The sequence below is a fragment of the Candidatus Clostridium eludens genome (assembly GCF_045310515.1).
Taxonomy (GTDB): domain Bacteria; phylum Bacillota; class Clostridia; order Clostridiales; family Clostridiaceae; genus Clostridium_B; species Clostridium_B eludens.
Genome location: NZ_JBJHZX010000021.1, coordinates 80,286 through 93,921, shown reverse-complemented (window position 1 = coordinate 93,921; position 13,636 = coordinate 80,286). Strand labels below are relative to the sequence as shown.

13 protein-coding genes and 1 pseudogene are annotated in these 13,636 nt (G+C 31.9%); 4 read left to right on the top strand and 10 right to left on the bottom strand.

Annotation, left to right across the window (positions count from 1 at the left end; translation table 11 throughout):
• From ACJDU8_RS14640 to pduA, 4 genes and pseudogenes are all read right to left on the bottom strand, one after another.
• Nucleotides 1-296, bottom strand: a pseudogene (locus ACJDU8_RS14640) (acetaldehyde dehydrogenase); the annotation flags it as partial.
• A gap of 106 nt (nt 297-402) precedes the next feature.
• Nucleotides 403-603, bottom strand: coding sequence for a hypothetical protein (locus ACJDU8_RS14635; protein WP_406792891.1), 201 nt, complete (start codon nt 601-603; stop codon nt 403-405).
• A gap of 100 nt (nt 604-703) precedes the next feature.
• Nucleotides 704-1,609, bottom strand: a complete 906-nt coding sequence (pduB, locus tag ACJDU8_RS14630; protein WP_406792890.1) for a propanediol utilization microcompartment protein PduB — start codon at nt 1,607-1,609, stop codon at nt 704-706.
• A 26-nt stretch (nt 1,610-1,635) separates the two neighbouring features.
• The gene (pduA, locus tag ACJDU8_RS14625) at nt 1,636-1,914 is read right to left on the bottom strand and encodes a propanediol utilization microcompartment protein PduA (protein WP_012101449.1); all 279 of its coding nucleotides are present in this window, start codon (nt 1,912-1,914) and stop codon (nt 1,636-1,638) included.
• A gap of 257 nt (nt 1,915-2,171) precedes the next feature.
• Between pduA and ACJDU8_RS14620 the strand changes: the two genes are divergently transcribed.
• Together ACJDU8_RS14620 and ACJDU8_RS14615 are read left to right on the top strand one after the other, a co-directional pair.
• Nucleotides 2,172-3,386 carry a sensor histidine kinase gene (locus tag ACJDU8_RS14620; RefSeq protein ID WP_406792889.1) on the top strand — a complete coding sequence of 405 codons (1,215 nt, stop codon included), beginning with the start codon at nt 2,172-2,174 and terminating at the stop codon, nt 3,384-3,386.
• Between the two features lie 75 nt (nt 3,387-3,461).
• Entirely contained in the window at nt 3,462-4,217 is a 756-nt protein-coding gene (locus tag ACJDU8_RS14615; protein ID WP_406792888.1) for a response regulator transcription factor, read from the top strand.
• Nucleotides 4,218-4,300: 83 nt separating this feature from the next.
• On the opposite strand, the gene ACJDU8_RS14610 is transcribed toward ACJDU8_RS14615, so the two are convergent.
• Nucleotides 4,301-6,505, bottom strand: a complete 2,205-nt coding sequence (locus ACJDU8_RS14610) for a DNA topoisomerase III (RefSeq protein ID WP_406792887.1) — start codon at nt 6,503-6,505, stop codon at nt 4,301-4,303.
• Between the two features lie 251 nt (nt 6,506-6,756).
• Here ACJDU8_RS14610 and ACJDU8_RS14605 point away from each other — a divergent pair, with 251 nt between their 5' ends.
• Both ACJDU8_RS14605 and ACJDU8_RS14600 read left to right on the top strand, forming a co-directional pair.
• Nucleotides 6,757-7,929 (top strand): iron-containing alcohol dehydrogenase, encoded by a 1,173-nt coding sequence (locus ACJDU8_RS14605; RefSeq protein WP_406792886.1) that lies wholly within the window; start codon nt 6,757-6,759, stop codon nt 7,927-7,929.
• Nucleotides 7,930-7,994: 65 nt separating this feature from the next.
• A complete protein-coding gene (locus ACJDU8_RS14600) occupies nt 7,995-9,002 on the top strand; it encodes a DUF3231 family protein (RefSeq protein ID WP_406792885.1) in 1,008 nt (335 codons plus the stop codon).
• Nucleotides 9,003-9,182: 180 nt separating this feature from the next.
• Here ACJDU8_RS14600 and ACJDU8_RS14595 read toward each other — a convergent pair whose 3' ends face one another.
• The 5 genes from ACJDU8_RS14595 to ACJDU8_RS14575 all read right to left on the bottom strand — a co-directional run bounded on the left by ACJDU8_RS14595 (nt 9,183) and on the right by ACJDU8_RS14575 (nt 13,297).
• Nucleotides 9,183-9,458 (bottom strand): Ger(x)C family spore germination C-terminal domain-containing protein, encoded by a 276-nt coding sequence (locus tag ACJDU8_RS14595; RefSeq protein ID WP_406792884.1) that lies wholly within the window; start codon nt 9,456-9,458, stop codon nt 9,183-9,185.
• Nucleotides 9,442-9,567 (bottom strand): hypothetical protein, encoded by a 126-nt coding sequence (locus ACJDU8_RS14590; RefSeq protein WP_406792883.1) that lies wholly within the window; start codon nt 9,565-9,567, stop codon nt 9,442-9,444. The genes ACJDU8_RS14595 and ACJDU8_RS14590 overlap by 17 nt, the downstream gene beginning before the upstream one ends.
• A 70-nt stretch (nt 9,568-9,637) precedes the next feature.
• Nucleotides 9,638-10,741 (bottom strand): Ger(x)C family spore germination protein, encoded by a 1,104-nt coding sequence (locus ACJDU8_RS14585; RefSeq protein ID WP_406792882.1) that lies wholly within the window; start codon nt 10,739-10,741, stop codon nt 9,638-9,640.
• The gene (locus tag ACJDU8_RS14580; RefSeq protein WP_406792881.1) at nt 10,728-11,822 is read right to left on the bottom strand and encodes a GerAB/ArcD/ProY family transporter; all 1,095 of its coding nucleotides are present in this window, start codon (nt 11,820-11,822) and stop codon (nt 10,728-10,730) included. Before ACJDU8_RS14580 ends, ACJDU8_RS14585 begins: the two co-directional genes overlap by 14 nt.
• Complete coding sequence (locus ACJDU8_RS14575) at nt 11,819-13,297, bottom strand: spore germination protein (RefSeq protein ID WP_406792880.1); 1,479 nt, start codon at nt 13,295-13,297, stop codon at nt 11,819-11,821. The genes ACJDU8_RS14580 and ACJDU8_RS14575 overlap by 4 nt, the downstream gene beginning before the upstream one ends.
• Between the last annotated feature and the right edge of the window lie 339 nt (nt 13,298-13,636).

Genomic DNA, 13,636 nt, shown 5'->3' with positions numbered 1-13,636 from the left:
TCTTTATCTTCTTTTAAAATTCCAACCGTTTTCAAGTCTTTAATGTAGTTGTAAACTACTATACTTGAAAACTTATTCTTTATTACTTTATCTTCCCATTTTCCATATCCTGTATCTTCATGTGCCATTTTTGCAAGTTTTATAGCTTCTACTTCTGTAGCCTTAGCTATTTTTTCTATTACTTTGTTTACAGCTTCTTGAGAAAAATTTTTAAATTCTGCTTGAGCTTTCTTTGCTTTTGCAATAAGAGCTCTTACTTCTTGTATTGACTGTAAGTCTTTATCCATTATCTCCATTTTTATTCTCCCTTTCAGAAATCTATTTTTAAATTTGCTTTACATTAAAAAAACACCCTGATGTAATCCTTATACATGTCCTTTTTTTACTATACTTAATTTTAAATCAACTATGAATAAGTTGCAACTGTCTTTTTCTGTTTAATTTAATAATCCTAGTCAAATTACCTATTTTTTCGAGCCAATTATTGATCCTATGACTCCATTTGGTCTTGGAATAACTAATATTTAGAACAACAGCATTTAATTTAACAGCATTAACAGATGTTTTTACTGCTCCCACATCCCCATTAATTTTTACAGTCACCAATCCACCTGTGGAAAGTTCCTATCCTATTAAATTCACATTTGCTGTTTAAAGCAAATATCAGCTAATCATTCCAATAGTTTCAACAATTCCAAATATTCTAAAAAGTAGGTTTAGACAGAGAAACAGGATCCTGCCCCATTGATCTTAAAATGGACAAACCAACTTTTCTAGCAGCAGTTAAAGCTTGAATAACAGCACCTGAATCTCCACTTATAGTGATAAGAATTTCATTTGTATATGACAGTACGCCATTAGTAGGACTGCCATAAGTAATTAGTTCTACATCGGCTGTTTTTAATGCTGTATCTGCTACTACCATTCCAACCCCTGCCGGAGCTGCATGCATGATACCAAAGGCCTGCCCTGATGGAGCTCCAAAAGCCTTTTCAAATATTAAACTTGCCCTTGCGGTATATTGAACTTCCAGATGGCCGGCATCACAAACGTAAACATTTCCCAAATATTTATCTGTTTGTTTAAGTGCAATTTCCACTGCCCTTCTAGCATCAGATACATCTGCAGCTTTTAAAACAATAAATATACCATGTCCAGCTCCGCCTTTTGTATCTCTTGGCAGTTCAATAGTTGCAATTTGTGTATTTGTACCTTTAACTGCTTCATCTGCAGCCATCATTTGAGCAGGTGCCCCTACTCTGGCACTTATTATACCTATTGAACGGCATGTGTTATCTAAGCCTAAATGCTCATGTAAATGGCTGTCTACATTAGCTATAACCAAGCCTACTGTGTCTCCTCCCGCTGTTCCTACAAATTCAGTTACCGGTGGAGTCACTGGAGCCTTCTTTACATCCTCGGCTTGCTCTTTTATAACTTGTTCACTTTTTTCCGATGCTTTTGTACCTACAACTTGTTCATTTTTTGAATCTGACAATTTTGTAGTAGTTGCTTCTATAACCTTATTCAGTTTTTCCTGATCAATATTTTTCGAATCCAAACTTTTTCTAACTTCACCTAAAACCTTTTCTATAAACTCATTATTCATACATAACTCCCCTCAGTAAAGCCTGTTTACCCAATGTTAGGCAATATTTTTTCTACATCTGTATGAGGTCTTGGAATAACGTGTACTGATATAACTTCTCCTACTCTTTTAGCTGAAGCAGCTCCTGCATCTGTTGCAGCTTTTACTGCTCCTACGTCTCCTCTTACCATAACGGTTACAAGTCCTGAACCTATTTTTTCATATCCAATAAGTGCAACATTTGCTGCTTTTACCATTGAATCAGCAGCTTCAATAGCTCCAACTAATCCTTTTGTTTCAATCATTCCTAATGCTTCCTGTCCCATAAAATAGTACCTCCATAATTTTTATTTTTTTATTGCTTTATTTATTTTTTATTTTGTCTAAATTTTATTACTAAATCCATAAATTTTTTTTGACAAATTCGACTGACTTTTGTATTATATATATATAAAATTATTGTATTTTTTTGATATCTCAAAGTAAATATCAAACCAAATTATTTATTTATTGTGACAAATTCAGTATACTAAAATTTAAAAATATATACAACACTAAAAATGTAGGAGGGAAAAATCACAAGATGAATTCATTACAAAGCATTAATCTAAAAGATATTATTGATGTAGAAAGTATCCAGAATATACAGGATAGATTGACAAAGTTAGTTAAATTTCCTACAATTATAGTAGATACTAATGGTACTCCTGTTTGTAAAGAAACCAATCTTACTCCTTTTTGTTCACTTATGGGTTCTTTTCCAAAAGGAAATAAGAAATGTAAATTATGTCATTCCCAGGCGGGATTTTCAGCCATGAAAGACAGAAATCCAAAAGTGTATACATGCCATACAGGTCTCATGGATTCGGCAGCCCCTATCATTGTAGATGATTATTACTTAGGGGCGGTATTAGGTGGACAAGTACTTGTAAAAGATCAACAGACTAAAAATTCTATAGATTTAAATAAATTATCTAAAGAATGTGACATACCTATTAAAAGATTAGAAGAGGTAACCAATTCAATTCAATTGGTTGAAAGCGATTACCTCCACAATTGTGTAGAATTTTATAATTTCCTAGCAAATTATATAGCTGAAATTGGAATGCACAAAATAACTCAAAAAAAGTTGTTAAAAGAAAGTGAAGAAAAAACAAAGCTAGAGCAGCAGGCAAAAAAGATGCAATTAAAAACTATACAAGCTCAGACTAATCCTCATTTTTTATTTAACACTCTAAATACAATAGCTAGAATAGCACTAATAGAGAATGCCCCTAAAACCGAAGATCTAATATATACACTTTCAGATCTTTTAAGATACAGCCTGAAAAATTATGAAGAATTTCCTAAACTAAAAACTGAAATTGAATATATAGAACGATATTTATATATCCAGGCCCTAAGATACAGTGATAGAATTAAATATAGCATTGAGATAGATGAAAAAATCATGGAATGTAGAATTCCTTCTATGATTATTCAACCTATAGTAGAAAATGCACTGATACATGGTTTAGAACAAAAGCTAGAAGGAGGGGAAGTTTGTGTTAAGGGCAGTTTAACACCCTCAAAAGACATTATAATTGAGGTATCTGATAACGGCAAAGGAATTGATTCCAGTATATTATCTCTGCTAACCAATTCAGATAATATACCAGAACAATTTGGTATAGGTATAAAAAATACTCATGATAGGCTATGCAATTACTTTGGAGGCAACTATGGTCTAAAAATAAAAAGTAAACCTAATATGGGTACAAAAGTAGAAATCCATATTCCTAAAATTATGACACCTTAAATAGTTGCAAAATAATAGTACAAAATTTTCCAATTATTATACCATACTTTAATTAGTTAAGGAGGATAATTAACTATGTATAAACTTCTTATAGCAGATGATGAACCTTTAGAAAGAAAAGCTTTAAGAATAATCCTACAAAGAGATTTTTATAATATTGATATAAAAAAAGATTGTAAAAATGGACATGAAGTAGTACTAAATGCAAAAATCTACAAACCAGATATAATTCTTATGGATATAAAAATGCCAGAAAAAAATGGACTTCAGGCGCAAAAAGAAATAATAGAATTTTTACCAAATGTAAAAACTATTATTTTAACGGCCTATGAAAAATTTGATTATGCCCAGGAAGCTATAAAATACGGTGTAGTTAACTATATGATAAAACCTGTAAGAACTAATGATTTGAAAAATGCTTTAAACAAAGTTATACAATCTATAGAAACTACTGAAAAACACGATAATTTAAAAATAAATGACATAAATTCTAAAAATATATATGAAGATACTATAAAAATTATTTTAAAATATATAGATACCAACTTTAACCGTAAGATAAATCTCAATTCAGTAGCTAACTTTGTTCATTTGAATCCTCAATATTTAAGCAGGTATTTCAAACAAAAAATGGGCATTACATTTACTCAATATATTACCAAGCTAAGGCTTGAAAAAGCAAAAAAACTATTAATTAATACTGATAAATCCATAACCCAAATAGCTTTAGAAGTAGGTTATATAGACGCTGCTTACTTCAGCAAGGTATTTTATAAAAATGAAAGTGTATCACCTTATAAATTCAAGGTAAGCAGTTACACTAAAGTATAAACAATTAGCAGGCACAAAAACTAAGTACTCCTATTTAGTTTTTGTGCTTTTTATTTCAAATTAATGTACCCTCTCACCCAAGCCTAAGAATCACTTGATTTAAATTTCATATTAGCTAAAGCTTCAGCCAGGGCTGAATTCATATTAGTCTTATTTTCTGCCTTCATTTTTTTCATATATTTTGACACATCTTTTTTATTTAACTTACTTTCACTTTCTTTAAATCTTTTATTAAATACTGATGCTTTTTCTCTGAAATTACAGTTTGTGTTTACACAAACATATATTTGACCTTCCCCCTGCCCTCGAAGCTCTAATCTTTTCTTGCATTCTGGACATCTCACATTTGTGAACTTACTTATATTTTCCCTATGTCCACAGGCTCTATCCTGGCACACATTCATAACTCCATGCTTACCCTTAACTTCAAGCATATATTTACCGCATCTAGGACACTTTTTACCGGTTAGATTATCATGTTTAAATTTATCACTACTTCCCTTAACATCCTCAACTAGCTCTGCTGCATATTTTCTCATTCTATCTGTAAATACCCTAGGGTCTTTCTTCCCTTTGCTGATAAGCTCTAATTCTAATTCCCATTCTGCTGTTAACAATGGAGACTTAAGCTCATCAGGTACTAATTCTATAAGTTGTTTTCCCTTTGAGGTTGGAATGATTTCTTTTCCGTTTTTCTCTAAATAGAACATATTAAATAGCTTTTCTATTATATCTGCCCTTGTAGCTACTGTTCCTATTCCTCCAGTTTCTCCAAGGGTTTTAGCATGTACTTTATCTATGCTTACGTACTTTTGTGGTTTTTCCATGGCAGATAATAATGTTCCCTCATTAAATCTTGCTGGCGGCTTAGTTTTTAACTTCTTACTTTCTACTGATGTTATATTTAGTTTGTCGCCTTTTTTTATCAACGGTAATTCTTGATTATCTTTCTCATCCTCATCTTCAGTTAAATCACTAACTCTATCATATACCTTTTTCCAGCCCTTTGACTTTATAACATTACCTTTTGCTGCAAAGCTTTCTCCATTAATGTCTGCAAATATAGTAGTTTGCAAATATTCAAAAGGCGGTAACATAACAGATAAAAATCTTTTAACTACCAAATCATAAACATTTTTTTCCTCATTACTTAAAAGAGATAACTTAACTGTTTCTTCTGTTGGAATAATTGCATGATGGTCACTTATTTTACTGTTGTCTACAAAACCTTTATGAGCGTTTATCTTACCTTTTAGTATTTCACTTGCAGCGGCTCTATAGCTGCCTATAGAAATGGCTTTTAAACGTTCTGGCAATGTAGCCACTATATCTGTAGAAATATATCTTGAATCCGTTCTAGGATAAGTTAAAATCTTATAATTTTCATATAACCTTTGCATTATAGATAATGTTTGTTTGGCTGAGTATCCAAAGATTCTATTTGCATCTCTTTGTAACTCAGTTAAGTCGTAAAGTGATGGGGCATGCTGCTTCTTATAGCTCTCTGTAACCTGAACCACATTACCTTCTTTTCCCTTAGTATCTGCTAGAATTTTATTTACCTTGTCTTCATCAAAAATGCTGCTATTATTATTTTTATCTCGCCACTTTAGAGTAAATCCCTTGGCCTTTGCACTTATTGTAAAATAATCCTTTGGCTTAAAATTCTTTATTTCTTCTTCATGATTAACTATCATGGCCAGAGTTGCAGACTGCACACGTCCTGCTGTAAGCTGTGCATTATGCTTACAAGTAAGAGCTCTAGTAATATTTAATCCCACAACCCAATCGGCTTCTGCTCTACATTGAGCTGCCTTATATAAATTATCATATTGTGATGAAGATTTTAAATTCCTAAATCCCTCCAATATAGCTTTATCTGTTTGTGAGGAAATCCAAAGTCTTTTTACAGGTTTATTCACTCTTACCTTTTCAAGTATCCACCTTGCTACCAATTCACCTTCACGTCCAGCATCAGTAGCAATTACAATTTCCGTTACATCTTTTCTATTTAACTGCTCCCTAACAGCATTAAATTGCTTTCCACTTTGCCTTATAACTACAAGTTTTAAATGCTTAGGCAGCATTGGCAAATCTTCTAACTTCCAACTTTTATATTTATCATCATAAACTTCTGGATCTGCTAAAGTTACCAGGTGGCCTAATGCCCAGGTTACAACATATTTGTCTCCTTCTATATAGCCTCCATTTTTTTTATTACAATGAAGCACTTTTGCTAAATCTCTTCCAACAGACGGTTTTTCAGCTAACACTAATATTTTACCCATATTCATTTCCTTCCGTAAATTTTATAGTACTATCAATTTCATAATTATACGATTTATTCTACTTGTTTACAATATATTAAAATACTTTTTAACATAGTAACATAAGTATTTTTACACTTAAAATACTTATATACCTAATGCTGTGAGAATAATTATATTAACTATGTTACATACTATACACATAGTCGATTTCTAAAATAAATATTTGTAGAATTTATTTTTGTAATTTCAAGTATGGGAGGGGATAAATTTTGGAGAATATCCATGACTTTTTATGTCCATCAACTAATCTTATTGGTATGGGGTCAATAAAGGATCTGCCAACATATTTAATGCCTCATAAATTAAGCAAAGCTTTAATTGTTACAGATAAAAACATAATAAGCCTTGGTTATGTGGAGATGATTGAAACAATATTAAAAAGTTTATTTATTTCTTATGACATATTTGATGGCATATTACATCCAAATTCTACAGTTTCATTTGTGGAGGATGGTCTTGCTTATTTTAATAAAGGCTTAAATCCATTAAAGAGAAATTACCGGTTTATTATATCTGTGGGCGGCGGAACCTGTCACGATTGTGCAAAAGGTATAGCAACTGTAGCGGCCAACGGCGGTTCAATTGCAGATTATGAGGGATACAAGAAAATGACAAAACCCAGCTTACCCACTATTTCAATTAATACAACCTCCGGTTCAGGATCTGAAATATCAAATTTTGTAATCCTAACAGATGAGAGCAGAAGATTAAAAATGGTGATAGGAGACCCCAAATTGATGCCTTTAATATCCGTAAATGATCCCATGTTTATGCCAACTATGCCCCCAGAGGTAACTGCCAGCTCCGGTATGGACGCTGCCACCCATGCCATAGAATCCTTTATTTCCACTGAGGCCTCTCCCACCACAGATGCTCTGGCAATTGGTGCTCTAAAGATAGTATTCAAATACTTAAAGAGAGCTTATGATAATGGCAATGATATGGAAGCAAGGGAACAGATGATGTATGCTAATGTAATGGCAGGAATGGCTTTTAATAATGCAGGTTTGGGACTTGTTCATGCAATAACTCATCAAATAGGCGGTTTTTATCAGCAAATTCATGGAGTTTGCAATTCAGTAATTCTGCCTTATGTAATTGAATTCAATTCCGTATCAGTACCTGAAGAAAGAATTCTTAAGTTATGCACTGCGGTAGGAGAACGTGCAGTAACTCAAGATGAAGCCATTTATAAAATTAAACATAAAATTGAGTCCCTTTCCAATGATATGAATCTTCCGTTAAACTTAAAAAATTTAGGAGTAAAAGAAAAAGATCTTGAATTTCTTTCAAAAAATGCTGTAAAAGACATATGCATTCTAACGAACCCAAGACAGACAAGTGTGGAAGATGTACTTAATATTTTTAAGACTGCCATGTAAACACTTAAAATAAGATAGAAATATCATAATTTTACTAATGATCTTCATACAAGGAGGAAATATTTATGTCAAATACTATAAAAATACCATTAGTCTCATCAGAAATAACAGGAATTTGGAACTCTTATATGGGGGAAAGTCTGTTATTATGTAAATTCAAATACTTTTTAAACACAGTTGAAGATGCTGAGATTCGTGATATTTTACAGCACAGCTTGGATTTGTGCAATGAACGTATTAAAATATTAACTGACTTATTTAATCAAGAGAGACTGCCTGTACCGGAAGGATTTAAGGATAAGGATGTAAATATAACTGCCCCACGTTTATTCACTGATACTTTTTACCTGCAGTATATAAGTTATTCATCAAGAGTAGCTATGCAAAATTACACTATGACTTTAATTCAAATAGCACGTGCTGATATCAGAGATTACTTCTCCAAATGTATTCAAGAATATATAGACCTTTATAATAAATCAACAGAATTAAAATTATCAAAAGGTATTTTTATAAGAGCACCCCATGTAGAAGTACCTAAAGAAGTTCAATATGTAAAAAGTGAAAGCTTCTTGGTAGACTGGTTCGGAAAAAAAAGAGCTTTACTTGCAGGGGAAATAACTCATATTTTTTCTATCAATTTTGCAAGTGTAACAAGAAAAGCACTATTAGTGGGCTTTGCTCAAGTTTGTAGAGACAAAAAAATTTCTAATTATATATTGAGAGGAGTAGACTTAGCAACCAGACAAACTGATATGTTAAATTCTATCTTAGAAAATGAAGACATTCCTATTCCATCTCCTTCGGATTCATACGTAACCGATTCTACAGCTGCACCTTTCTCAGAAAAATTGATGTTAAATAAGATAATTATAATATGTTCAGCAAAAATAAGCAGCATTGGTACAGCTGTGACAGATACAAGAAGAAGTGATCTGCTGACTATCTATACAAAACTTACAAATGAACTTATGGAGTATTCTAAAGATGGTTTAGATATTATGATCCATAATGGTTGGCTTGAACAGCCTCCACAGGCAATAAAACATAAAAATTTGGTAGGAGTTAAATAATTCATATGAAAAAACCCTGGTACGATAATTTTTGTAATCAGGGTTTTTTCAAGCAATTCTAACATTTAGATCTATCTTGTAAAAATAAGAAATGCCGGATATACAATTGACAATATTCCCATAAGACCTGCCCCTACCGCACCTAATTTATTGTTTCTTTCCCAGTTATACTTTGCGTAGCTAAAAGGATAAATTGAAATTATCAATAAAAAAATTATTAGTACATACATTATTTTTTCTTTCTCCCCCTGTACTTATAATTTGCGATGTGCTTATTAGAGTACCTGTACGTCCTATAGTAAAATCAATATCTGCAGTGACTTTTACATCTTTAAAATGTGACTTCCAATTATAGGCCTCAAACTCCTTCATTGTTAAAAATTTCATGGCTGCAAATTCTCCAAAATTGAACACCTCACAGTTTAGGCTTATACATTTGCTAATGGTATTGTCCAAAGGAAAAAGCCACCAAGGCTTCTCTAATTTTGTCTTTAGGAATAAACCATATTAATAAACCTATAGCTACAATCCATTGAATAATTACAAGTATATAATCTCTGTTCATAAGTATTACCTCCATCAATGAATTTAGTATTAGAGTAAATCCATTGCATTATTCATACAACCTATTGTTTCTAATAATCTCCTCTTCCTTCAGTATCCACTTTAAACTTCACATTAACCTGAATGTCAGAATCACACACTGCCTTATTCCAATCAGTACCTGTACCTCTCCCATACTTTGCAGCAGCAATTCTCCCTAAGTCCAAAATATCAGCTTTGTATTTACACTTAATATCATTTATTGTTTTATTGCACATTTTATCTACGTAACTTTTCATATCTTTTTCAAATTTTTTTAATACTTCGGGATCTGAATATAAGTTATTGTATAATTCATTAGATATTATATTACCTTTTAAATCTAAATCTATTATAAATTTATATTTGCCATCTTGTTTATAACACTTAACCTTTCTTTTTGAATAGGTATAAGAATTTATATATTTCTTAGAATCCTGTTGTAATGTTAACATCCCTTTAACCCTATTTTCTTTTAAAATATTAATTATTCGTGTCTCATCCATATCTGCTCTTCCTATCATTTTATCTCCTTTAAATATGGCAAGACCTGTAGTCTCTATGTTATTGTCCTTTATTTCTATATAAGGAAGTAGTATATTTCTTCCTTCTGCATGACCTCTTACTATTAAGTCCATAAGTGAATACTGCATAGAAAAGAAATTGTATTCTGGCAGGTTTTTTATCATACCTTCAATATATTCCGCAGAATTTGCGTATCCAGTAACCTTGTATTTAAACATATCCTCAGCTTTTCCTCTGCACACTGCACATATGGCCCTGTCATTTATAGCTGGATTATTAAGCCATATATCTAAAGTACTTTTAACACCAAATAATGCGGATTTTTCACTAAATAAAAATATTCTATTAAGGCCTATCATAGATTTTTTTCCTTCCTTTAACTGTCTGGTTTCCCGTGTTTTACCCCAATTTTCCCCTTCTCCAATAAAGGTATTGCTTGTTACTTTATTGTCCTCAAATGAATATACTAAAAAAGGTGCACTATAAGTTGTATCTGAAGAATCCACCGCTATATCTGTTCCAACACCCACAGGTACTTCCAGATTTTCAATAAGTGATCCTTTTACTCCTATAAAACATATGATAAAGATGAATATTACAATAACTATTAAGAAAACTTTAAACTTTTTCATAAGCATCACCTTTTTTAAAATGGATTAAAATTGCTGCTGCAGAAACATATGTTAAGTTAAATATTACATAAGCAACAATTAGTTTGTTTGTATATTCTCCTCTGGTTGTTGGATTTCCATATAACATAGTTATAATAATAATTACAGGGTACAGAAGCAGAACAAATGCTTCAGCAGGTATCTTTTTTACTGATTGATTTAAGCCATAAGAAACTACAAAATAATAAGTAGCTATGCATTTAAATTGCACCAGAGACCATAAAGATATAAATATAAATCTAAAACTATTTACAATAGGAATATTTATACTATCAGCCAATGTTAAAACGGGCCATAAATACTCTGGAGAAGTTTCAATACCCAGGTAAAAAATAGTTGCAAAAACAGTCCATGTATAAATAAATGCTACAATAACAACATTGACTATACCACATTTCAACAACTTTTTATTGTCCTGTAAAAAAGGATAAATAAGAAACATAATCTCCATGCCGGAAAAGGCAAAAACAGTTTCTTTTGAGCCTTTTAATATACCAGATAATCCTGAACCAAATACAGGCATTAAATTTAGAAAACTTCCGTATGCTAAAACTGCCATAGGAAGAACAACCAACCCTACAGTTAAATAAAAACCTACTTCATTTAATCTCCCCAGAGGTTTTATGCCCTTATAGGCAATGTAGGTTATAGGAATTAAAGCAGTGAAAAGAACCTGATAGGGTTTCAGGAAAGAAGTTGTATATACCCGAAACACATGGGTATATCCTGAAAATTCCGATGTTAACATAAATAAAAAGAAAGATATAAAAATAATATTTAAAATACTTCCCAAAAATTTTCCAAAACACTTTTTACTCAGTATCAATATGTTGTCCTTAGGAAATTTTTTACACATATAGTTTGCTATGATAACCATATATAGAGGATAAACTGTCCCTACTATACAGCTAATCCAACTGTCCTGTTTGGCAAATTTCATAATATTATTAGCTATATACATTGTTTCAATGCCCACAACAGCTGATTTTAACGTTAGTGTGAATTGGCTGGGGGTTAAGAAGGTATTCTGAGCTTTATTCATTTTTTTCCACCCCTGAAATACCTTTGTCTTATAGTGTCATTATGTGGAATAGCCTCAGGTCTTTTATTCATCCTCCATAGAGGTGCCCTTATAAATATATCTTTCATATCACTTCTATGAAAGGCAAAATAAGGAACTCCAAAATTTTCTAAAGAACAAAGATAGGCTAGTATGAAAAACCATCCTATGACTATTCCAAGCACCCCAAGCCAATTTGCCAGTATTAACATAGGATAAGTTAAAATTCTTATTGCAATGGACATCTGGTAATTAGATATTACAAAAGACGAAACAGTAGTAATTCCTGCTATGAGCAAAGTAGTTGAACTTACAATCTTTGCCTGAAGGGCAGCATTACCAATTATAATACCACCTACCACACTAACAGTCTGACTTATTTTACCAGGTATTCTTAGGCCGCCTTCCCTCAAAAATTCTATGGTCAGCTGCATGGCCAACAAAGACATAAAGGGACTTAATACTATGCCCTGTCTGGCTGATATAAGAGACTTAATATATTCAACTGGTATGAGCTCTGGATTAAATTTAATAAAAGTTATATAAATTGCAGGAAAAGTTATCACTATAAAAACAGATATAAATCTCAGTACTCTTGTAAACCAGGCTTGCAGAGTCCTTCCATAATAATCTTCTACAGTCTGAAAAAACTCTACAAATATAGAAGGATAGGTTGTAACATAGGGTGTACCTGCCAGCAAAAAAGCTATTTTTCCTTCCATTAAAGCTGCCTCTATTACATCTGGTCTTTCCGATCCGATAGTCTGGGGCAAAATACTATAAGGATGCTCCTCTATAAACTGTTCAACGAAGCTATTTGTGAGAACAGAATCCACATCTACAGCACTTATTTTGTCTTTTATTATCTGTAAAAGCTGTTTATCTACTATATCGTCTATGTACATGATTACAAGGTCTGTCTGGGACCTTTTTCCCAGTACAAATTTCTCCGCTGATAAATTTTTATCTTTGATTCTTCTCCTTAATATACTTATATTTGTATCTAGATTTTCTACAAAACCTTCCCTGGGTCCCCTCAAGGAAGGATCATTATCTGGTTCAGCTATGGACCTGTAGGTTCCACCTGCAGTATTTATTAGAATAAAGTTACAGGAATTTTGAATTAGTAATACAGTTTTTCCTCTTTTAATGCCCTCTGCAGCTTTATTTATATCTGTTTCAACATAAGTATCACTAACTGCAATATACTTTTTGTGTATGTATTCTTCTAAATTTTGCATATTTGCAAAGTCCTCATTAGCATTCAACATCAGTGGTTTTAGTATGTCTCTATCTATTATATTTTTATCAGTTAATCCATTCACATAAATAATTGCAGCCTCTAGAGAATTTTTATTTCCAATAAGTAAATTTCTTATTATTAATTCAGTTTGCTTTCCCAGTAGATTTTTTATATTTTGGATATTATCATTTATACTACATTTTTTATCAGGCATTTTATTTCACCTCAATTTGTATAATAAATATATTTCCCTTAATTTATAAAAAATATTTATCCGAACGCTACCATTGCTAATATTCCCATCGCACTCTGTGAAAGCGATTCACACAAAATTAAAAATTTTGGTTCTCTGCTTTTCTATCAAAGTGGGAGATAAGCACTGCAGATAAGTTCTTCCCCTAAAGGATAACGTATTCTAAGTGCTAAAGACACTAAGAATACTGTTAATAAGGTTCAGATGGAGAAAAGCCTTTCTCATAAGCAAACTCCACCTGAATCTAAGAATCACTTGATTTCAAAACTTTAAATTGAACATACAAAAAACTACCAGCAA

Excerpts from the sequence above, each read along its gene's own strand:
- ACJDU8_RS14590 (WP_406792883.1), bottom strand. The coding sequence starts at position 9,567 with ATGAACAGAGATTATATACTTGTAATTATTCAATGGATTGTAGCTATA.
- ACJDU8_RS14620 (WP_406792889.1), top strand. The coding sequence starts at position 2,172 with ATGAATTCATTACAAAGCATTAATCTAAAAGATATTATTGATGTAGAA.
- ACJDU8_RS14600 (WP_406792885.1), top strand. The coding sequence starts at position 7,995 with ATGTCAAATACTATAAAAATACCATTAGTCTCATCAGAAATAACAGGA.
- pduA (WP_012101449.1), bottom strand. The coding sequence starts at position 1,914 with ATGGGACAGGAAGCATTAGGAATGATTGAAACAAAAGGATTAGTTGGA.
- ACJDU8_RS14585 (WP_406792882.1), bottom strand. The coding sequence starts at position 10,741 with ATGAAAAAGTTTAAAGTTTTCTTAATAGTTATTGTAATATTCATCTTT.
- ACJDU8_RS14580 (WP_406792881.1), bottom strand. The coding sequence starts at position 11,822 with ATGAATAAAGCTCAGAATACCTTCTTAACCCCCAGCCAATTCACACTA.
- pduB (WP_406792890.1), bottom strand. The coding sequence starts at position 1,609 with ATGAATAATGAGTTTATAGAAAAGGTTTTAGGTGAAGTTAGAAAAAGT.
- ACJDU8_RS14575 (WP_406792880.1), bottom strand. The coding sequence starts at position 13,297 with ATGCCTGATAAAAAATGTAGTATAAATGATAATATCCAAAATATAAAA.
- ACJDU8_RS14615 (WP_406792888.1), top strand. The coding sequence starts at position 3,462 with ATGTATAAACTTCTTATAGCAGATGATGAACCTTTAGAAAGAAAAGCT.
- ACJDU8_RS14610 (WP_406792887.1), bottom strand. The coding sequence starts at position 6,505 with ATGGGTAAAATATTAGTGTTAGCTGAAAAACCGTCTGTTGGAAGAGAT.